Origin of the sequence: Asticcacaulis aquihabitans, assembly GCF_032490435.1 — a bacterium.
Classification (GTDB): Bacteria; Pseudomonadota; Alphaproteobacteria; order Caulobacterales; family Caulobacteraceae; genus Asticcacaulis.
Genome location: NZ_JAVGWM010000003.1, coordinates 123,707 through 143,501, shown reverse-complemented (window position 1 = coordinate 143,501; position 19,795 = coordinate 123,707). Strand labels below are relative to the sequence as shown.

The window sequence follows — 19,795 nt, the reverse complement described above, 5'->3', positions numbered from 1 at the left end:
ATTTGCGCAATGAACGGCCCCGGGTTATGGCTCCCCTGCCCGTTTCTATATCCATGCTTCTGTATCAAAGACTGACATGACTGACCTTATCCTCGCCTCCGCTTCCGCGTCCCGATCGGCTCTTCTGACCGGAGCGGGTATTTCGCACACAAAAATCCCGGCGCACCTGGATGAGGACGCCATCAAGGACGATTGCCTCATGCGTGGCATGTCACCGAAATCGGTTGCCTTGAAACTGGCCGAGGCCAAGGCGCTTCATGTCTCGCAATCGCATTCCGGTCTGGTTCTGGGCGGCGATCAGGTGTTGCAACTCGAAAAAGACCTCATTAGCAAATCAAACACGCTCGACGAGGCCCGCGCCCTGCTTCGCCGCATGAGCGGCCAGACCCACTACCTGCATGCCGGTATGGCTTTGGCGGAAAACGGTATTATTGTCTGGTCGAATGTCGAGACGGCGGGAATGACGGTGCGATCTTTAAGCGAGGCCTTTATCGACCGTTATATCGCGCAGACAGGCGAAAAGATCCTGTCGGCTGTCGGCTGCTATATGCTGGAAGGTGAGGGCGTGCATCTCTTCGATACCATTCGCGGAGATTATTTCACCGTTCTCGGACTGCCTCTTTTGCCGCTTCTGGCTCAATTGCGTAATATGAAGGTCTTGATGGCATGATTCAGTCGCTTCCCACCGGCGCGGCCATGGTTGCCGCCATCGTTGGCCAGCCGGTCCATCATTCGATGTCGCCCTTCCTCCACACTGCCTGGCTGCGTCACCTGGGTTTGAATGGGGTCTATGCCGCTTTCGGGCCCAAGGATGAACATGCCTTTGACCGCCTGATCCTGTCGTGCCGGTCGAACGGTATAAAGGGTTTGAATGTCACCGCGCCGTTTAAGGGTCAGGCCCTGGCCCTGGCCGACACGGTCGCCGACAGCGCGCGCCGTTGCGGGTCGGCTAATCTGCTGACCTTTGACGATGACGGTTACGTTCATGCCCAAAGCACCGACGGTTACGGGTTGGTTCGCGCTTTTGAGCTTCAAGCGCCCGATTGCGATTTAACCTCAGGCGCCGTGGTCATCATGGGGGCAGGGGGCGCGTCGCGTGCCGCCGTTGCCGCCATGCTGGATGCCGGCGCGCCTGAGGTCCGCATTGTCAACCGAACCCTGGCGCGGGCCGAAGAACTGGTGTTTGCGTTTCAGGGTGAGACGGTAACGGCCTATGAGCTAAGCGACGTCGATCGCGCCTTTTCCGGGGCCGTGGCAGTGATAAATGCGGCGTCGGGCGGACCACTGCCCTTGTTTGAGGCATTGGATGCCGGGGCGACCGTTATGGACATGACCTATCGCCCACTGCGCACCAACTGGTTGAAGGCTGCGCAGGAAAAGGGCCTGAAGACCGTCGACGGCCTAAACATGCTGATTGAACAGGCGCGTCCGTCGTTTGAAGCCTTTTACGGTGTTCTGCCGGACGGCGCTTTTAATATCCGTAATCTCGCCCTTGAATTTCTTGGGGAAAGCGAATGATCACCCTGGGCCTGACCGGCTCCATTGGCATGGGGAAATCGACCATAGCGGCGATGTTCGCTGACGAAGGTGTGCCGGTTTGGGATGCGGATGGGGCCGTGCATCGACTCTATGCCGAATCCCAGACGGTGAAAGATCAGCTTGTCGCCGCCTTCGGCGATATACTGACAGATGGTGTGGTCGATCGCGTCAAATTGTCTGCCGCGCTGAACGGGGAGGCAGCCAATTTTGAACGGCTGAACGCGATCGTTCATCCGGCGACGGTCTCCGATCGCCAGCATTTTGTTGCGCAGCATGGTGATGCCCCGCTTATCGTTGTCGATATTCCGCTGCTGTATGAAACCGGCGCGGAGGCCTCTCTGGACAAGGTTTTGGTGGTAAGCGCACCCGCAGATGTTCAGGCGGCGCGCGTCCTGGCGCGCGCCGGTATGACGGCGGAAAAATTTGCGACCATCCTGGCGCGCCAGATGCCCGATGCGGACAAACGGGCCCGGGCCGATTTCATCATCGATACGTCGCAAAGTCTGGACGACTGCCGTAACGCCGTTCGTGCCCTGATTGAAAAATTAGCTTAACACCCTTTACAAATCAGCTGTACCTCCGCACTTAAGGACACATGGCGTTAGAAATTGTTCTCGATACCGAAACCACAGGCATTGACCACCGCAAAGGGCATCGCCTGATCGAAGTCGGCTGCATCGAAATCGAAGATCTGCTGCCAACCGGCCGGACTTTCCATCGCTATATCGATCCGGAACGCGAAATCGAAGCCGACGCCATCCGCGTTCATGGCATCACCAATGAGATGGTGCGCGGCAAGCCGAAGTTCGGCGATCTTTGCGACGAACTGGCGGAATTTATCGGTGACCGAAAAATCATCGCCCACAATGCATCGTTCGACCGCGGCTTCATCAATATGGAGATGGAACGTCACGGCCGCATGACGACGCCGGATCACCAATGGATCGATACGCTCGAAATCGCGCGGACGAAATTTCCTGGCGCGGCCAATTCGCTCGACGCCCTGTGTCGCCGTTACAATATTTCCCTGGCTGAACGCGATCTGCATGGCGCCTTGATCGATGCACGTCTGCTGGCCAGCGTCTATCTTGAACTGCTGGGCGGGAAGGAGCGGGGACTCGATCTTGAAATGGCATCGACACGCGCCCAGGCGGCAGCAACCGCTGCGCATACCAGCTATGGCCCGCGTCCGCGCCCCTTGGCATCGCGCATCACGGTTGCGGAAGCCGAGGCCCATGAGGCCTTCGTTAAAAAATATCTGAAAGAGAAGTCGCTCTGGAACTAGGCAGGTTTAAGCAGCCAACCGGCCGGTATTTGATCTGAGCAGCCACAACATGTCTTCGAGCATGTCCATATTTACCGGTTTGACGAGATGCAGGTCAAACCCTGCTTCTGCGGTTTGACGACGCGTCCGGCTATCGCCCCATCCCGTCTGGGCGATTATTTTTATACCGCTTAAGCCAGGCATTGCGCGCAAGGCCTTGCCGACCTCAAGACCGTCCATGTGCGGCATGCCAATATCAAGCAAAACGACATCCGGTCGGAAATCCGCCGCTACGCGCAGAGCAGACTGGCCATCGTGGCAGCTGCGAACATCGTAACCCATCAATTCCACGGCCCAATGGAGGGTATCTGCGGAGGCTTCGTTGTCGTCAACGACCAGTACGCGCATGGTATTTTCGCTTTTTTCAGCGGCAGGCAATTCGTTTGTCATTACTCGAACATCAGGCGGGAAGGGCAGGGGCCGTCTGCCTAGCTGAGCCGGAATAAAAAATCGCTGTGGGTTTGCATTTACCATGAAAAACCCCGCCAGCAGGACTGGCGGGGCGATACTTTTTCAGGATATCCAGGGAATTAAGCCTGGCCTGCGGTCTGCTGCACCTGGATGTTGGCTTTTTGCTGCAAATACAGGGAACCAAAATCGATCGGGTCCAGGAAGAAGGGCGGGCTAAAGCCGCCATCGGCGGTCGCATCGGCAATGATGCGGCGCGCAAACGGGAAGAGGTAGCGCGGGCATTCGACCAGAAGGGTGGGCTCGATCATTTGCTCAGGAATGTTGCCGAGTTGGAACAGGCCGCCATAGACCAGCTCGATGGCGAACATAGGACCATCCGGGGTCGTTGCCTTGACGGTAAGCTTGACGTCGACTTCGAACAGGCTGTCCGGACGGCCTTTGGCGCTCATTTCAACGCCCAGATCGACTTCAGGACGCGATTCCATGCGCAAGCTATTGGGCGCACGCGGGTTTTCAAACGAGAAGTCGCGGATGAACTGCGCTAAAACCTGCATTTGGGCGGGCGGGGTGTCAATAAGGGGGGCTCCGTTCGGGGCGGGCGTATCGGTCATGAATATAGGCTCCGGTATCTGTTACCGGCGCCTGAAACACGGCCTGCCGGTATGTGTGGGAACGCTGCTAACAGATAAGAAAATTTTAAGCAATAAAACGAAGAGTTCCGTTTCGCGAAACTTCCCCTATATAAGTTGGTGAAGTACGCGTTGAACGTCTCCGGAATGGCCTTCGCCGCCGGGAAAGCCAAAAAGAGATACCGTCGTGAACAATAATGTGATTGCCCTTATCGTATTTGCCGTCGTGGCGGTCGTGATCCTGGTCAATCTGTATAATGTGCTGGGCCGAAAGGTCGGCTTCCGTGCCGAGGAAAAGCCGGCCAATATCAAACCAGACGGTGACGTTGAGGTCGGTGTGCGTACCGAACGCCTGACCGAAGGTCCGCGCGTGCCTAATCTCGACGCTCTGAAGACGCGCGATGTTAATTTCAATGAAATCAACTTTCTCGAAAAGGCTAGGGAAACCTATGAACAGGTCGTCTTGGCGTTTCACAAGGGAGAATTGGAGACGATCAAGGACCGTTTGTCGGAGCGCGTGATGCAAAGCTTCAGCCAGGCTGTGGACAATCGCGATGCGCCCCCCAAGGAAACGCTCAGCTTCGTCGACCAGCCCAAGGCTGATCTCGACCTTATCGATTTCAAGGAAGATGTGGCGCAAATCCGTGTTCGTTTCCTGTCGGAACTGGCTTACGAAGATCCTACCGCTGAACCTGTCGCCGCGACCGTTACCGCCGGAAGCAAGGTTTCCGCGAAGAACGAACCGATCAAGCCGCATAAGACGTTCAAACGCACCGCTGAATATTGGACCTTCCAGAAAGCTATGAAGGCGGCGAACAGTCCGTGGCTGCTGACCAAGGTAGAGGCGGCCAAAGCGTGAATTTGAAGGCCGGACTAGCCCTCATGGGCGCGTTGCTTGTGGCGGCGTGCGCAGAGACCCCGACTGCGCCGCCGGTGGTGACCGGCCCGCATCCCGCTCCGCCGGTTGCACATCCCGAGCCGCCGAAGACGCCTTTGCCCTATTTGCCCAGCCCCGTGCCGGAAGACAGACGCCTGTCCAATCTGCCGGGTTGGAGTCAGAGCGACGCCTTTATCGCGCTGGAAGCGCTGCGTAGCACCTGTGTTTATAAAAAGGGCCGGCAATATGGTCAGGTCTGCGCCGATATGGCGAAGCAGGAGTTCAATTCTCCTGTAGAAATCATGGCCTTCCTGAATGCGCATTTGCAGGTCGAACGCATCGAAGGCACGGGGCTCATGACCGGCTATTTCGTGCCGGATTACGAAGCCCGCCATGAACCCGACGCCGAGTTTTCACAACCCGTTCGTACAAAACCGGCTGACCTGGTGGTGGTCTCCGGATCGCAACTGACTCCGGCGTCCAGCGCGGCGAAAGTGGCGGCGCGCAAGGTGGGCGACCTTTACATGCCTTACTTTACCCGCGCTGAAATCGAGCAAATACCGCCGAATTTCGGTACTGGGCCGGCCTATTACATGCGGCCGGAAGATTATTTCTATATGCAGCTCCAGGGCTCGGGCTTTCTCGACCTGCCTGATGGTAGCCGCGTCTATGCCGCCTATGCGGCCGACAACGGTTGGCCGTTTGTCGGCATAGCCAAGGTGATGACCGATCGCGGCATATTGGAAAAGACCCAAACTTCCGGTGACAATATCCATGCTTGGCTGGCGGCCCATCGCGGGCCGGAAGCGGCGGAAGTCATGAACGCCAATCCGCGCTACGGCTTCTTTTCAATCCAGCCGGAAACGACCGATGCCGTGGGCGCATCAGGCCTCGCCCTGCCGGCGGGGTCGGCGATCGCCGTCGATCCGTCACAGAACGATCTCGGCGATCTGTTCTGGATCGACGCCAATGCGGGTACGCTGAAAGACGCGTTTCCCGAATATCATCGATTGGTTTCGGCCCTCGACACGGGCGGCGCCATTAAGGGAAAAATTCGCGCCGATCTGTATGTGGGTCACGGCCAGCGTGCAGGATCTGAAGCCGGACGGATCAAGCACCAACTTAAAATGTGGCGGATCGTGCCTTACGTACCCGCGTCCTGACTGACGGGTGGTTGCCGATTAACGCCTGCCTTACAGGCCAAATCCGATCCACACCGCCTGAATGCACAACAGGCCCAACACCGCTGAACTGGCCAGGAACAGGCAAAAGCGGATGATGGTAATATTGGCCGTTGCCTGAACCAACGAATGGATGATGCGCAGGGCGACATAGAGCCATGCCAGGTATTCGAGGTCCGGGTTTGACAGGCCGCTGAGATAGATGCCCAGGCACAGGGCGTAGAACAGGGTCGGCTGTTCCATCAGATTGTTGTAATTGTCGGCCGACCATTGCGCCTGGGGTGGCAACTGGCGGGTGATATCGCTTTGCAGCCGCGCTTCGGTGAGCGTATAGCGCAGGAGGGCTGGCAGCCTGCGGACATATAGCCACACAAGCATGATCATCGACCAGGCGATCAGAGCGAGAACAGGTTGGATCATAGTCATGAGACTATGCGCCTAAAACCTGAACAATCGGTTGAACCGCTTAGGCTGGAACACGGGTTTACACGGGTTTCGCACAGACATGTGATGGTTGACCGTCTGGCGGCATCTCACGCGGGGTGATAGAAAATAGGTGCCGGTACGTGACTCTCTCGCGGATCGGTCCGCCGGATTTCGAGCCATGCCCCGCTCGGTCTTCGTCGGCAACGGTCAAAACGAAAGCGACGAAAGCCCTTTCCCCCCATAAAAGGTGCTTACGCCCAGGCCGCCAGTCCCCCGCCGGACTGGCGGCTTTGCTTTTTGACGGCGTTCCCAGGCTCAAGCATGCCGAAGCGGCCCAAGGCTTGTATCCAGGGCCTGCACTGCGGACCCTGCATAAAGTGATCACAAAATCTGTAACCCCCGAAACTTTGTAGTGAAACCGGCACACGGTTTTGTTAAACATTGCGCGGCATAGTCGATGTCGATTTTTGGCCGATTTTAAAGACTTTTCGGCCAATATTTAGACCTGATGGTGCAGACATAATAATGAATCGCGAACCGGCACCACCCGGGACCCGCGATCAGGATCAAGTGGAAATACGCACATGGATGCTCTCACGCCCGGCGACAGCCAAACCCCTTCCAAGGACACGCTTACACACGCCTTTATCGCCGCGCGCGGCGCAAAGGACTTTCTTCGGCTTGATGAGCACGAAAGGGTTTTCCTGACCCAGATATTGGAAGATTTCGACGCCGAGGAGCTGTCGGGTATTACGGCCGGCGACCTGAACCGGGTCATAGCCAGTTTCTGGGACTTCGCCGAACAGCGATCGGGGGCCCAGACTCTCAAGCGCATTCGTCCGGTTCTGGATTCCAAGGGTCAGCCGACCAACTACGATGTGGTCGAAATCGTTCAAAGCGATGCGCCGTTCATTGTCGAAACGGTTATGGGCGAACTGATCGATCAAGGCTTGTCGATCCGGTCGATGTTCCACCCCGTCGTTGTTACGCCACGAGACCTAAGCGACAAGCGCACCAAGGGCGGTGAGCCGGTTAAGGAATCGATGATGCTGGTCTTCATCGAACGCCAGTCCGCGGGAGGCATGGGCGCGGACAAACATAAACAAATTCTGGACGGTGTTGAAGGCAGCCTCAACGATCTCAAGCTGGCTGTTCGCGATTTTTCGCGCATGCAAAAACTGCTGGCCGAAGAAATCGCCGCCCTTGAAAAACAACGCGGCAATCCGGCGATTGACGCGGCAACCCTGGACGAAAACCTGGCCTTCCTACGCTGGATCGATCAAAACCACTTCGTTTTCTTGGGCGCTCGCGGCTATGCCTATCCGCGCGAAAGCGACGGCTCTTATGCTCGCGAAGAACCGCTCAACCAAATGCAGGAAGGTTTTGGCGTCCTGCGCGATTCCAACCGTGCCGTGCTGCGCCGGTCATCGGAACCGGCCGTGCTCAGCCAGCAACTGATGACGCAACTGGAAAATTCCGAGCCGGTGACGGTTGCGAAGGCCAATATCAAATCCCGTGTCCATCGTCGTATCTATATGGATTATGTCGGTATCAAACGGTACGGCGCCGATGGCAAGCCTTCGGGTGAGGTCCGCTTCGTCGGCCTGTTTACATCTGAAGCCTATGACCGTCCGGCCTTCGAAGTGCCGCTTATCCGCAAGAAGGCCGAACACGTCCTGCATGAGGCGACCGTGCTTGGTCTGTCAGGGGGCTATAACGAGAAGCGCCTGAAAAACATTCTCGAAACCTATCCGCGCGACGAACTCTTCCAGATGAGTGAGCAGGATTTGCTGCGCATTGCGCGCGGCATATTGCACCTGTCCGACCGGCCGCGCGTTAAGCTGTTTACCCGCGCTGATCCCTTCGACCGCTTTATAAGCGTCATGCTGTACATTCCGCGTGAAATCTATCAGTCGCAGATGCAAAAGCAGGCGGGTGAAATTCTCGCCGCCGCCTATCTTGGCCGCGTATCGGCAGCCTACACCTATATCAGCGACTCCCTGCTGTCCTGCATTCACTATATCATCGGGGTTACGCCGGGCGATCACTTCGACCCCAATATCACCGATGTTGAAGCTGATATCGAGGATATTACCCGATCCTGGCCGCAGAAGGTCGAGGCCCAGGTCGAGGGTATGGCCGACGTCCCAACCGACATCGATTGGATGACATGGGCAAAAGCCTTTCCGGCCGGTTATCAGGATCGCTATACCGCAGGCGAAGCGGTCACCGATACAACCTACCTCAATGGTTTGTCCGTTGATGCTCCGGTCAATCTGCGCGCCTACCAACGCCTGGAAGACGACAACAACCATTTCTGTTTCAAACTTTACACCCGGGCCGAAAAAGCCATTCCGCTGTCGGATATATTGCCTGTGCTGGCCAATATGGGCGTCAAGACGCTGGAAGAATATGGCCACCACGTCAAATCGCCGGCCATAGGCTCATTCTGGGTTCACGAATTCATCCTGAAGCTGCCACGCACCCATGCCAGCGCGTTCAGCGATTTCAAGACCGAGTTCGAACAGACCTTGCTGGCCCTGTGGTACGGTAAGACCGAGGACGACGGCTTCAACGCCCTGGCGTTGACCGGTCAGTCCTGGCGCGAAGTCGCGCTTTTGCGCGCCTTCTGCCGTTACCGCGTGCAGTCCGGCCTTGATCCGAGTCCGGACGTGCAGCAGGCGGCCTTGCGCGACAATCCGGAAGTTGTCGAAGCCCTGCTGGCCCTGTTCAACGCCAAGTTCGCCCTGGAAGCGCCGGAAAAGCAAAATTACGCCGCTGCCCGCGAAGCCAAGGTTACCGAAGCGACCGCACACATCGACGCGCTTCTGCAAAAGGTGTCCAGCCTGGACCACGACCGTGTGCTGCGCCGGTTAGCCGCCCTGATTGGCGCTTTGCGACGCACCAACTATTTCCAGAAGACCGCCGACGGTCAGGACAAGAGCTATATTTCGTTCAAGGTCGCCAGCCGTGAATTGGCCGACCTGCCGGAACCCAAGCCCTATCGCGAAATCTTCATCTGGTCACCGCTGGTCGAAGGCGTGCACCTGCGCTTCGGACCCGTGGCGCGTGGCGGTTTGCGCTGGTCGGATCGCAAGGATGATTTCCGTACCGAGGTCCTGGGCCTCGTCAAGGCTCAACAGGTCAAGAATGCGGTTATCGTGCCGGTTGGCTCCAAGGGCGGCTTCTTCCCGAAGAAATTGCCAAAGACCGGCACTCCCGATGAGGTCAAGGCAGCGGCGATCCGCGCCTATAAGACCTTCCTGTGCGGATTGCTCGACCTGACCGACAATATCGACGCCAAGGGGCAGGTCGTGGCCCCGGCGCAGGTCATTCGCTGGGACGATCCCGATCCATATCTGGTCGTCGCTGCCGATAAGGGGACAGCTACCTTCTCCGATATCGCCAATAGCGTGTCGGCCGATTACGGCTTCTGGCTGGGTGACGCCTTCGCATCCGGCGGCAGTGTCGGTTACGACCACAAGGCCATGGGTATTACCGCCAAGGGGGCGTGGGAAGCGGTCAAGCGTCACTTCCGCGAAATCGGCAAGGATATCCAGGCCGAAACCTTCACCTGCGCCGGCGTTGGCGATATGTCGGGCGATGTTTTCGGCAACGGCATGCTTCTATCGCAACAAACAAAGCTGGTCGCCGCCTTCGATCACCGCGACATCTTCATCGATCCCAATCCGGACCCAGCGGCCTCCTTCGCCGAACGTCAGCGCATGTTCGCCCTGCCGCGCTCGTCCTGGCAGGACTATAATAAGGACTTGATCTCCAAGGGCGGGGGCATCTTCCCGCGCAGCCAGAAATCGATTCCTCTGTCGCCGGAAATGAAGGTCTTGCTCGATCTGGAAGCCAACGAGGTGTCACCATTCGAACTGATGCAGGCGATCCTGAAGGCACGGGTCGAGCTGCTCTATTTCGGCGGGATCGGCACCTATATCAAGGCGCCGGGCCAGGCCAATCTTGACGTCGGCGACAAGGCCAATGACGCGATCCGGATTGATGGTCCAGAGGTTCGCGCCCAGGTCATCGGCGAAGGCGCCAATCTGGGCATGACCCAGGCCGGGCGTATTTCCTGTGCCGAGTCGGGCGTACGGCTCAATACCGACGCCATAGATAACTCCGCCGGGGTCGATTGTTCCGACCATGAAGTCAACATCAAGATTCTGCTCGGTCAGGTGATCGCGTCAGGCAAGCTGAAGGCTGCGGATCGCGACGCCCTTTTGGCCAGCATGACCGATGACGTGGCGCGTCATGTCCTTCGCCACAATTACGACCAGACCCTGGCCCTGTCATTGCAGGAAGCGACATCGGCGCAAGACAATGCGGTCCAGGCCGCCTTCATGACCGGATTGGAAAAGCGCGGGCGTCTTGACCGCAAGGTCGAGGGTCTGCCGTCAAACGCGACGATGGATACCCGTCGGGCCAATGGCCATGGCCTCTATCGTCCGGAACTGGCCGTTATAACGGCCTATGCCAAGCTGGTCCTGTTCGACGACATCGTTGCCGGGACCGCACCGGATGACGCCGGCCTTATGCCTATCCTGGTCGGCTACTTCCCGCCAGCCTTGCACGGCTATACCGACGCCATTCGCAAACATCGCCTGCATCGTGAAATCATTGCGACCGTGGTGAGCAACGAAATCGTCAATATGTGCGGACCCAGCTTCGCCATGCGCCTGACCAAAAGCGCCGGCGTCGATACGTCGGCCATGGTTCTGGCGTTCGAAGCCACGCGCCGCCTTTTCGGCATCGCCGACCTGTGGAAAGAGGTTGATGCCCAAGACAACAAAATCCCGGCGGCTGCCCAGTTGGCTCTGTACAGCGATCTGGCCAGCTTCGTCCGTCACCAGACCTATTGGATGGCGCGCCGTTTCGCCAATGGTTCGCATGACCTGGCCGCCATGTTGAAACCGTATGGCGACGGCGTGACGACCCTTGTCGCGTCAAACACGCTCGCTTTGACGGAGGGTGTGAAGGCACAGCTGGCCAAACGCGTGGCGGGGCTGGAAGCCTTGGGGGCGCCTGCCGATCTGGCGGCCCGCGTCACCCGGCTCAGTGCCCTGCATCATGCCGCGGATATCATCGACCTGGCGGCGGAAAAAAAGAAGCCGCTCGACAAGACGGCCGAGTTGTACTTTCAGACCGGTGAACGCTTCGGCTTTGATAGTCTGCAAGTAGGCGCGGGCAATCTGTCGTCCGCCGATCCGTGGGATCGCATGGCCACGCGTCGCCTGATCGAAGACGTCTTGTCCGAGCAGAAGACCGTGGTGAAAACCATGATGACACGGATGACGCCGTCGGAAATGCCGACCGACATCATCAGCAATTGGGTCGAGGAAAACAAATCCCTGATCGAGCCGTTGCAATCGATGATCGCCGACATGGAGACCGGTGGCTGGAGTTTCGCCAAGCTGACCATCGTCAATGCCTTGCTGCGGGAATGGGCGGCCAGGCTATAGTCAAGCCTCTCCGCAACGCCCCGAATTCCGCCTCCCGCCGCCCGGTTGGGAGGCGGATTGCGTTTCACACCGCGATCCCGCACAACAACCCCCTTGTCATCCTTATGGTTTGCGCCCATTTACGCCGAGTATTCGCGAAAGGCCCGCCTTTCCATCGCCCCAAGGTATCGCCATGTTTATCCAGACCGAAGCCACGCCCAATCCCGATGTCATCAAGTTCATTCCCGGACAGGACGTGCTCGACACCGGAACGCGGGAGTTCCGCACAGCCGACGACGCCAAAAGCTCGCCCCTGGCCGAAGCCCTGTTCAGGATCGATGGCGTCGCGGGTCTCTTTTTCGGCAGCGATTTTCTCACCGTTCGCCGTTCGCCGGAGTCCGACCTGATCTGGGCCCAGCTCAAGCCGCCGATCCTGGCCGCGATCATGGACTTCTATTCGTCGGGTCAGCCGATCCTGCGTGATGCCGCACAAAAAGACGAAATCGTCTATGAGGGCGAACTGGGTCAGATCGTCGCTGAAATAAAAGACCTCCTCGATACGCGCGTACGCCCCGCCGTGGCGCAGGATGGCGGCGATATCGAATTCGACCGGTTCGACCTCGATACCGGCACCCTGTACCTGCACATGCGTGGAGCGTGTTCTGGCTGCCCGTCGTCCTCGGCGACCTTGCGCCAAGGCGTTGAAAGCCTGATGAAGCACTATGTGCCGGAGGTAAAGACCATCGAGCAGGTCCTCTAATTGGACGCGCGTCTGGTCATCGACACCTCGCTCAATGCGTGCGGCCTGGGGCTGTTCGACGGCGAGTCGTGTCTGTTTTCATGCCATGAGGAAATGACGCGCGGCCAGCAGGAACGCCTTCCGGTCATGGCGCTTGACGCCTTTCGCGCGACCGCTATTGCTCCCCGCGACCTGACCGTCATCGGCGTCACCTTGGGACCGGGCTCCTTCACCGGCGTGCGCGTTGGCTTGTCGTTCGCCAAGGGGTTGGCGGCTGGCGCGGGCGTCCCGCTCAAAGGAGTGGGTACGCTTGAAGCGCTCGCCCATCACGCGGCGCTGGCGGGTAAGGCGCGTATGGCCGTAATCAATGGAGGGCGCGGACAGGTTTATGTTCAGTTTTTCGACGCTGAAAATGCGCCCTGCGCCCCGGCCACGCTCGACATTGCGCGCCCCGAAGAGCTAGCGGCTTTCGCGGCCAAAAATCCGGTCGACGTGATGACCGGACCGGCGGTATCTCTTCTGGCGGAATACTGGCCTGGTGTGGCGGAATTCCCCCAAATGTGGCCATCGCTTGACGCCCTTTGCCGCCTGGCCGTAGATGCGGGTCACGATGATTTGACCCCGCTTTACATGCGCGAGGCGGACGCCATTGCGTCCACGCGCGGCATTATAAGCCTTAACGAGTCCACCTGAATATGACGACCATCCGCCAGCTCGACGCACCGTCCAAACAGCTGGAACATATTCATACACGCTGCTTCGACTACGGCTGGAGCGAAGGTGTCTTCGCCGACCTGCTGATCAAACCGCACCATCGCACCTATGTCTTCGATGTCGATGGCGAGATCGTCAGTTTTGTGGTCATGACGGTGGTGGCGGGTGAGGGTGAAATTCTGACCATCTGTACCGACCCGAATTTCCAGAAACGTGGCCTGGCCCGTATGCTGCTGGAGCAGGTCATCACCACCTTACGCAACGAAGGCGCGGAATCACTGTTTCTTGAGGTGGCCATCGACAATCCGGCGGCCTTGCGGCTTTACGAATCTGTGGGCTTCAAGAAAACCGGGCGTCGCAAGGCCTATTACACCCGCAAGGACAAGCCGCCGGCGGACGCGCACATTCTCAGGCTTGCGTTGTAGCGCGCAACATCTTACATCTGGCCGCAGCGGCGGAATGCCGCATCACCCGGAAATATATCTAATCCAACGGGAGCGCAGGCCATGGATCGCATCGAAAAGCAATGTATCGAAAAAGGCATGCGGATGACCGATCAGCGCCGTGTCGTGGCGCGTGTGCTGTCAGCGGCCGAAGATCATCCGGACGTCGAAGAACTGTATCACCGCGCCGCCGCCGTCGATCCGAACATTTCGCTTGCCACGGTGTATCGCACCGTGCGTCTCTTCGAAGAGGCAGGCGTTGTGGAACGGCATGATTTTGGTGACGGTCGGTCGCGCTATGAGCAGGCCGGTGATGACCATCACGACCACCTGATCAATATCAAGACCGGTCAGGTCATCGAATTCTACGATAAAGAGATCGAGGCCATGAAGGAAGCTCTGGCCGAAAAGCTGGGTTACAAACTGGTCGGCCATAAGCTTGAACTGTATGGCGTGCCGATCGGTGAAGAAAAATAGGGCTATTCAGGGCTGAACAAATGCCTTTGTCATGATTACCGAAGCCGGACCCCTTTGGGCCGGCTTTTTTGTCTGTTTCCGACGCAAAGCGAACCCCTGAATTTTTGCCAACCCTTGAATTTCTATCCACAAACGACCATAACGCCCTGATGAACGATCACGTCCCTTTGAAGAAGCTGCATATCAAGACCTATGGCTGTCAGATGAATGTCTATGACAGCGAACGCATGATCGATATCCTGCGTCCGCTCGGCTATGAGGTATCGGACAAGGCGGAAGGGGCTGACCTCGTACTGCTTAATACGTGCCATATACGCGAAAAGGCGGCCGAAAAGGTGTATTCCGAAATCGGGCGCCTGCGGGAAATGCGCGAAGAAAAAGAAGCCCGGGGCGAGGGGCGCATGACCATCGCCGTCGCCGGCTGTGTTGCCCAGGCCGAGGGCAAGGAAATCATGAATCGTGCGCCGGCGGTCGACCTGGTCGTCGGTCCCCAAGCCTATCATCAGCTTCCCGAACTGATCGCACGGACGCACCGGTCGAAGGGTGAGCGCCTGTCCGCCGACTTTGCACCGGAAGCTAAGTTTGACGCCTTGACGGTGGATCGCACCGTTTCCGGTCCGACGGCTTTTTTGACCGTTCAGGAAGGTTGCGACAAGTTCTGTACCTTCTGTGTTGTGCCCTATACGCGTGGCGCCGAATGGTCGCGCCCGCTTGCCTCCATCCTGGATGAAGCTCGGGCCCTGGCGGACAAGGGCGTGCGGGAAGTGACGCTCCTGGGACAAAACGTCAATGCCTACAACGGCCTAAATGCCGACGGTACCCAATCGACCTTGGCGCGACTGATGTACGCCTTGGCGGACATTCCTGGCATCGACCGTTTGCGCTACACCACGTCGCACCCCAACGACATGGGTCAGGACCTGATTGACGCCCACCGCGACCTTCCCGCCGTCATGCCGTATTTGCACCTGCCAGTTCAGTCGGGCTCGGACAAGATCCTGCGCGCCATGAACCGCAAACACGGCCGTCAAAGCTATTTCGACCTGATCGACCGTATCAAGGCGGCACGTCCGGATCTGGCGTTGTCCGGCGATTTCATCGTTGGCTTCCCTGGGGAAACCGACAAGGATTTCGAAGACACGCTCGACCTTATCCGCCAAGTTGGCTACGCCTCGGCGTTTTCATTCAAATATTCGCCGCGGCCGGGAACCCCTGCCGCCGCCATGCCGGGTCAGGTTTCCGACGCCGTTGCCGATGAACGGCTGCAAATCTTGCAGGCCCTGATTATCGAGCAGCAGCAGGCATTCAAGGAAAACCTGGTCGGTCGGACGCTGGATGTTCTGTTCGAAAAGCGAGGCCGGCTAGAGGGTCAGGCGATCGGCCGTTCGCCTTATCTGCAATCGGTTTATGTCGATGGCGCCGTGAACCTTATTGGTCAGATTCATCCGGTGAAAATCATCGCCAATGGCAATAACAGCCTGCGGGGGGCGCTGCTCACTGAGACCGTGGAGGCCTGATGGCTGCCGTCAAAGACGATTTTATTTCCCTCGCGGACCCCTGCGTCCTGGCTGTGGTTGGTCCGGCCGAGCGCTACCTCGCCATGATCGAAGGCGCGTTCAAGGTGCTGGTTGAAATGCCCGGTGGCGGCCTGATTGTTTCAGGCGATGCCCGTGCCCGCCAAAAAGCCAAGGCAGTGATCATCGCCTTGGCCGACATGTATGATCAAGGCATCGACATCAGTGAAGTCGATGTACGGGGCCTGATCAACCAGCCCGCGGTCATCGAAACAGCAGGTCAGTCGGTTCCGTTCGACCAGCGCAATACCATTGTCATGGGCCGGCGCGGCGCCATTGCTGCCAAAACCCCGGGTCAAGCGGCCTATCTGCATGAACTGGGGAACAACGATCTGGTTTTTGCGCTGGGTCCAGCAGGCTCAGGCAAGACCTTCCTGGCGGTGGCGCATGGCGTGTCACTGTTGCTGAAAGGCGCGGTCGACAAGTTGATCATCACCCGACCGGCGGTGGAGGCCGGTGAGCGGTTGGGCTTCCTGCCTGGCGACCTGAACGAGAAGATCGATCCATATCTGACGCCGATCTGGGGCGCGCTGGACGATATTCTCGGGGCGCAAGCCCTGGCCAAGAGGCGCGAGTCGCGTGAAATTGAAGTCGCGCCTTTGGCCTATATGCGCGGCCGCACCCTGTCCTATGCCTATGTCATCATTGACGAAGCGCAGAATACCACGCGCATGCAGATGAAGATGATCCTGACCCGCCTGGGCGAAGGTTCGAAAATGGTTGTTACCGGCGATCCGTCCCAGATCGACCTGCCCAATCGCGGCGATTCCGGTCTGGTCCACGCTGTTCATCTCCTCGACAAGGTCAAGGGTGTCGGCAAGGCGGAGCTGCATGCCGAAGACATCGTCCGGCACGAACTGGTGGCGCGGATTGTGCGCGCCTATGACAATGAGTTCAAAAGCTGATGAAAAATATGGATCTTCTGTTTCATCTGGACAGATTGAGGTTGGCGTGAGCGAAAAAGTGGAACCCTTGATAGATATCGAGATCGAGGTGGACGATTGGCTGGACGTTCTGCCGGAGGCGCAGGCTGTGGTTGAGGCCGGTGTGACGGCGGCACTGAACGCTGTGGAAATCAGCGGGCAGGCCGATATCGTCGTGCTTCTGACCGACGACCGCGAGATGCGCGGTCTTAACAAACAGTACCGAAAAAAAGACTCGGCCACCAATGTGCTGAGTTTTCCGGCATCGAAAGACATGCAGATGCCGGGCATGACGCATCTCGGCGATATGGCGCTGGGTCTGGAAACCTGCGTCAGGGAAGCGAAAGAGCAGGGCAAGACCGTGAAAAATCACGTTCTGCACCTGACTATCCATGGCACTTTGCATTTATTGGGTTATGATCACATGACCGACGCAGAGGCCGAAGAGATGGAAGCGCTTGAACGTGACATCCTGAAGGCCCTCGGTGTCGCCGATCCTTACGGAACCGAACACACCCATGGCTGAGCCAGACGACTCGTCCAAGAAATCATTTTTCGCCTTTCTCGGCTTCAAGACAAAGGCCCAGGAGAAGGCGGAACAGGAAGCCGCCGAGCTGGAAGACAGTCCCGGCGCCAGCAATCTGATCGATCACGCCCGCGCCTTTCAGCGCCTCAGCGTGTATGACGTTATGACGCCGCGCGTCGATATCGTCGCTATCGAACTGTCCTCAACCCTGGCTGACGTGGTGCGCATCTGTGTGGAAAGCGAGCATTCGCGTTTGCCCATCTATCGCGACGGCTTGGATGATCCCGTGGGCGTGGTACACATCAAGGACATTCTGAAGCTTCTGGCACCCGAACCTGGCCGGGCTGCGCCCAACTGGGCGGAGCCTGTCCTGCACCGTCTGCGCCGCGAACTTCTATACGTGCCGTCTTCGATGACGGCCGCTGACCTGATGCTGCGCATGCAGGCGCAGCGCATCCATATGGCGCTGGTTATCGATGAATTCGGCGGCACGGATGGGCTTGTGACGCTCGAAGATCTGGTCGAAGCGGTCGTCGGCGACATCGACGATGAATATGATGAGGCGGCTGACGAAGACATGCGTGAACTGCCGAATGGCCAGTATGAGATCGATGGTCGTGTGGAATTGATCACCCTGGAAGAAAAGCTTGGCCTCAAGCTTTATCCGGAAGATACCGAAGAAGAAATCGACACCCTGGCCGGTCTGGTTGCTGTCTTGGCCGGACGCGTCCCGCAGCGGGGCGAAGTGGTGCCTTACCCCCAGGCCGGGTTCGACATTGAAGTGCTTGATGCCGATGCGCGTCGTATCAAACGCCTGCGCCTCCATCGCCGGGTCCGTGAGACGGCCGATTTGACTGCCGCCGATGACTGATCGGACGAGCGTTCTGGCACATCCGGCATTGGCGCCGGTGCATGCCTTTATTGGCAATCCGCGCAAACGGCCGCGTATGCTGGCGGCGATATCTGGTTTGCTGATTGCCTTCGCGCAACCTCCGTTCGGCTTTCTGCCGGGACTTCTGGGCTACGGACTTTTGCTGTATGCGCTTGAATGTGATCTCGGCAAATGGCCAAAGCGTACAGCCTTTTTCATGGGCTGGGTCGCTGGGTTCTTCTATTTCTTCATTTCCTGCTTCTGGGTTGCTGAAGCATTTCTTGTCGATGCGGAAACCTACGGCTGGATGGCGCCTTTCGCGGCAACGCTTTTGCCCACGGGTATCGGTCTTTTCTGGGGCCTTTTCGCCGTCATCTATACGATACTGGCGCCGAAAGGTTTGTGGCGGTTCATTTTCTTTGCCTCCCTGTTCTCCGTCTTCGAAATTCTGCGTGGCACAGTCATGTCCGGCTTTCCCTGGAATCCCGCGGGATCGACTTGGAGGGCGGGCAGTGCGATGTCGCAGATGGCGGCCTATGTCGGCGTTTATGGCCTGGGCTTTCTGACGGTTCTGGCCTTTTCGGCGGTGGGCGTTGCCCGGCGCGGTAAAGGCGTGTCGGGCTACGCGCCGGTTATCTTCGGAACCTGTATATTGATTGGTGCCTTTGGTGTCGGCCAGACGCGCTTATTGACAACATCCCCAGGTGATACGGGTTATGCTATCCGTATTGTTCAGCCGGCGGTCAGTCAGGCGGCCAAATGGGACAAGGATAATTTCCGTCATCTGTTCAATCTGTATGTGAGCATGAGCAAGGCGCCGCCGAAGCCGGGGCATGTTGCGCCGCAGTTGATCCTGTGGCCGGAAGGCGCCCTGCCGATCATGTGGGAGGACCTGACGGCTGAGGGCACCTATACCCTGCCCGTCATGATGAACCTGCTATCGGAAAATCAGTCACTGATCATGGGGACGTCCCGGCAGGAACTCACACCGAAGGGCCGATTGGTCTATCGTAACTCTCTGCTCATGCTGCGTAAGACCGGTGGGGTGACGCGCGTTGAAGGCGCCTACAATAAATTCAAGCTGGTGCCGTTTGGGGAGTTCACCCCATACCAGGATATACTCAATCCGTTGGGTATGTCGGCTCTGACACACTTTGACGACAGCTTTACGCCCGGCGAGCGTACGCGACCGCACAGCTTCCCAGGAATCCCGAGGGTTTTACCTTTGATTTGCTATGAAGGCATTTTCCCGAGCCTGGACATGACCAGTTATGGACCAAACGACACAATGCGGCCCAAATGGATACTTAACATATCCAATGACGCTTGGTTCGGGCCGACGACAGGACCGGTTCAGCATCTCAATCTGGCCAGCTATAGAGCAATCGAAGAGGGTGTTCCAATGGTTAGGTCAACTCCAACGGGAATATCTGCGGTAATAGATGCACTAGGCAGAGTAATTCCGAATACAAAACTGGGCATGGGCGAAGCAGGCTATAGTGATGTGACATTACCCTACCCTGCGCATATTACCGCTTTCGCCCAGCAGCGTAGTCTGATTATTATATTCATAGTATCGCTCTGCTTGTTCAGCGTTCTACTAGAAAGGGTTTTCCTGCAAAAAAACCGGAAAACCCTTAAAAAAATCTGGTTTTAATTGAACAGTTTCGCTATGCGATTGCGTATAATGTATG

Annotated in this window: 19 protein-coding genes; 16 read left to right on the top strand and 3 right to left on the bottom strand. The window is 57.8% G+C overall.

Annotated features, from left to right (window positions below; translation table 11 throughout):
- Nucleotides 1–76 precede the first annotated feature (76 nt).
- Genes RCJ00_RS11365 through dnaQ form a run of 4 tightly spaced genes read left to right on the top strand, consistent with a single transcriptional unit; the run spans nt 77 to nt 2,824 of the window.
- Entirely contained in the window at nt 77–670 is a 594-nt protein-coding gene (locus RCJ00_RS11365) for a Maf family protein (protein WP_316222037.1), read from the top strand.
- Entirely contained in the window at nt 667–1,518 is an 852-nt protein-coding gene (locus RCJ00_RS11360) for a shikimate dehydrogenase family protein (protein ID WP_411267539.1), read from the top strand. The genes RCJ00_RS11365 and RCJ00_RS11360 overlap by 4 nt, the downstream gene beginning before the upstream one ends.
- Nucleotides 1,515–2,093: a dephospho-CoA kinase gene (gene coaE, locus RCJ00_RS11355; RefSeq protein ID WP_316222035.1), complete on the top strand. Its 579-nt coding sequence runs from the start codon at nt 1,515–1,517 to the stop codon at nt 2,091–2,093. The genes RCJ00_RS11360 and coaE overlap by 4 nt, the downstream gene beginning before the upstream one ends.
- Before the next feature lie 41 nt (nt 2,094–2,134).
- Nucleotides 2,135–2,824, top strand: coding sequence for a DNA polymerase III subunit epsilon (gene dnaQ / locus RCJ00_RS11350; RefSeq protein ID WP_023456071.1), 690 nt, complete (start codon nt 2,135–2,137; stop codon nt 2,822–2,824).
- Between the two features lie 6 nt (nt 2,825–2,830).
- Here dnaQ and RCJ00_RS11345 read toward each other — a convergent pair whose 3' ends face one another.
- Together RCJ00_RS11345 and secB are read right to left on the bottom strand one after the other, a co-directional pair.
- A complete protein-coding gene (locus tag RCJ00_RS11345; RefSeq protein WP_316222033.1) occupies nt 2,831–3,211 on the bottom strand; it encodes a response regulator in 381 nt (126 codons plus the stop codon).
- 182 nt (nt 3,212–3,393) lie between these two features.
- Nucleotides 3,394–3,885: a protein-export chaperone SecB gene (gene secB, locus RCJ00_RS11340; protein ID WP_316222032.1), complete on the bottom strand. Its 492-nt coding sequence runs from the start codon at nt 3,883–3,885 to the stop codon at nt 3,394–3,396.
- A gap of 205 nt (nt 3,886–4,090) precedes the next feature.
- Here secB and RCJ00_RS11335 point away from each other — a divergent pair, with 205 nt between their 5' ends.
- Both RCJ00_RS11335 and RCJ00_RS11330 read left to right on the top strand, forming a co-directional pair.
- Entirely contained in the window at nt 4,091–4,762 is a 672-nt protein-coding gene (locus RCJ00_RS11335; protein WP_316222031.1) for a Tim44/TimA family putative adaptor protein, read from the top strand.
- Nucleotides 4,759–5,943 (top strand): MltA domain-containing protein, encoded by a 1,185-nt coding sequence (locus tag RCJ00_RS11330; RefSeq protein WP_316222030.1) that lies wholly within the window; start codon nt 4,759–4,761, stop codon nt 5,941–5,943. Before RCJ00_RS11335 ends, RCJ00_RS11330 begins: the two co-directional genes overlap by 4 nt.
- Before the next feature lie 30 nt (nt 5,944–5,973).
- Here RCJ00_RS11330 and RCJ00_RS11325 read toward each other — a convergent pair whose 3' ends face one another.
- Nucleotides 5,974–6,387, bottom strand: a complete 414-nt coding sequence (locus RCJ00_RS11325) for an MAPEG family protein (protein ID WP_316222029.1) — start codon at nt 6,385–6,387, stop codon at nt 5,974–5,976.
- Nucleotides 6,388–6,971: 584 nt separating this feature from the next.
- Here RCJ00_RS11325 and RCJ00_RS11320 point away from each other — a divergent pair.
- From RCJ00_RS11320 to lnt, 10 genes are all read left to right on the top strand, one after another.
- A complete protein-coding gene (locus tag RCJ00_RS11320; RefSeq protein ID WP_316222027.1) occupies nt 6,972–11,855 on the top strand; it encodes an NAD-glutamate dehydrogenase in 4,884 nt (1,627 codons plus the stop codon).
- A gap of 172 nt (nt 11,856–12,027) precedes the next feature.
- Entirely contained in the window at nt 12,028–12,594 is a 567-nt protein-coding gene (locus RCJ00_RS11315) for a NifU family protein (RefSeq protein ID WP_316222026.1), read from the top strand.
- Nucleotides 12,595–13,266 carry a tRNA (adenosine(37)-N6)-threonylcarbamoyltransferase complex dimerization subunit type 1 TsaB gene (tsaB, locus tag RCJ00_RS11310; RefSeq protein WP_316222025.1) on the top strand — a complete coding sequence of 224 codons (672 nt, stop codon included), beginning with the start codon at nt 12,595–12,597 and terminating at the stop codon, nt 13,264–13,266. It begins immediately after the preceding gene.
- Between the two features lie 2 nt (nt 13,267–13,268).
- Entirely contained in the window at nt 13,269–13,712 is a 444-nt protein-coding gene (gene rimI, locus RCJ00_RS11305) for a ribosomal protein S18-alanine N-acetyltransferase (protein WP_316222024.1), read from the top strand.
- A gap of 81 nt (nt 13,713–13,793) precedes the next feature.
- Nucleotides 13,794–14,207, top strand: a complete 414-nt coding sequence (locus RCJ00_RS11300) for a Fur family transcriptional regulator (RefSeq protein WP_023456061.1) — start codon at nt 13,794–13,796, stop codon at nt 14,205–14,207.
- 149 nt (nt 14,208–14,356) lie between these two features.
- On the top strand, nt 14,357–15,724 hold the full coding sequence (gene miaB, locus RCJ00_RS11295) for a tRNA (N6-isopentenyl adenosine(37)-C2)-methylthiotransferase MiaB (protein WP_316222021.1): 1,368 nt from the start codon (nt 14,357–14,359) through the stop codon (nt 15,722–15,724).
- Complete coding sequence (locus tag RCJ00_RS11290; protein WP_316222020.1) at nt 15,724–16,686, top strand: PhoH family protein; 963 nt, start codon at nt 15,724–15,726, stop codon at nt 16,684–16,686. The genes miaB and RCJ00_RS11290 overlap by 1 nt, the downstream gene beginning before the upstream one ends.
- Nucleotides 16,613–17,230 (top strand): rRNA maturation RNase YbeY, encoded by a 618-nt coding sequence (gene ybeY / locus RCJ00_RS11285; RefSeq protein ID WP_316222019.1) that lies wholly within the window; start codon nt 16,613–16,615, stop codon nt 17,228–17,230. Before RCJ00_RS11290 ends, ybeY begins: the two co-directional genes overlap by 74 nt.
- Nucleotides 17,223–18,101: a hemolysin family protein gene (locus RCJ00_RS11280; protein ID WP_316222018.1), complete on the top strand. Its 879-nt coding sequence runs from the start codon at nt 17,223–17,225 to the stop codon at nt 18,099–18,101. Before ybeY ends, RCJ00_RS11280 begins: the two co-directional genes overlap by 8 nt.
- The gene (gene lnt / locus RCJ00_RS11275; RefSeq protein ID WP_316222017.1) at nt 18,094–19,758 is read left to right on the top strand and encodes an apolipoprotein N-acyltransferase; all 1,665 of its coding nucleotides are present in this window, start codon (nt 18,094–18,096) and stop codon (nt 19,756–19,758) included. The genes RCJ00_RS11280 and lnt overlap by 8 nt, the downstream gene beginning before the upstream one ends.
- Nucleotides 19,759–19,795: the final 37 nt, after the last annotated feature.

Coding starts and splice junctions, on each gene's coding strand:
- RCJ00_RS11365 (WP_316222037.1), top strand. CDS start 77: ATGACTGACCTTATCCTCGCCTCCGCTTCCGCGTCCCGATCGGCTCTT.
- RCJ00_RS11360 (WP_411267539.1), top strand. CDS start 667: ATGATTCAGTCGCTTCCCACCGGCGCGGCCATGGTTGCCGCCATCGTT.
- coaE (WP_316222035.1), top strand. CDS start 1,515: ATGATCACCCTGGGCCTGACCGGCTCCATTGGCATGGGGAAATCGACC.
- dnaQ (WP_023456071.1), top strand. CDS start 2,135: ATGGCGTTAGAAATTGTTCTCGATACCGAAACCACAGGCATTGACCAC.
- RCJ00_RS11345 (WP_316222033.1), bottom strand. CDS start 3,211: ATGCGCGTACTGGTCGTTGACGACAACGAAGCCTCCGCAGATACCCTC.
- secB (WP_316222032.1), bottom strand. CDS start 3,885: ATGACCGATACGCCCGCCCCGAACGGAGCCCCCCTTATTGACACCCCG.
- RCJ00_RS11325 (WP_316222029.1), bottom strand. CDS start 6,387: ATGACTATGATCCAACCTGTTCTCGCTCTGATCGCCTGGTCGATGATC.
- RCJ00_RS11320 (WP_316222027.1), top strand. CDS start 6,972: ATGGATGCTCTCACGCCCGGCGACAGCCAAACCCCTTCCAAGGACACG.
- RCJ00_RS11315 (WP_316222026.1), top strand. CDS start 12,028: ATGTTTATCCAGACCGAAGCCACGCCCAATCCCGATGTCATCAAGTTC.
- rimI (WP_316222024.1), top strand. CDS start 13,269: ATGACGACCATCCGCCAGCTCGACGCACCGTCCAAACAGCTGGAACAT.
- RCJ00_RS11300 (WP_023456061.1), top strand. CDS start 13,794: ATGGATCGCATCGAAAAGCAATGTATCGAAAAAGGCATGCGGATGACC.
- miaB (WP_316222021.1), top strand. CDS start 14,357: ATGAACGATCACGTCCCTTTGAAGAAGCTGCATATCAAGACCTATGGC.
- RCJ00_RS11290 (WP_316222020.1), top strand. CDS start 15,724: ATGGCTGCCGTCAAAGACGATTTTATTTCCCTCGCGGACCCCTGCGTC.
- ybeY (WP_316222019.1), top strand. CDS start 16,613: ATGCCGAAGACATCGTCCGGCACGAACTGGTGGCGCGGATTGTGCGCG.
- RCJ00_RS11280 (WP_316222018.1), top strand. CDS start 17,223: ATGGCTGAGCCAGACGACTCGTCCAAGAAATCATTTTTCGCCTTTCTC.
- lnt (WP_316222017.1), top strand. CDS start 18,094: ATGACTGATCGGACGAGCGTTCTGGCACATCCGGCATTGGCGCCGGTG.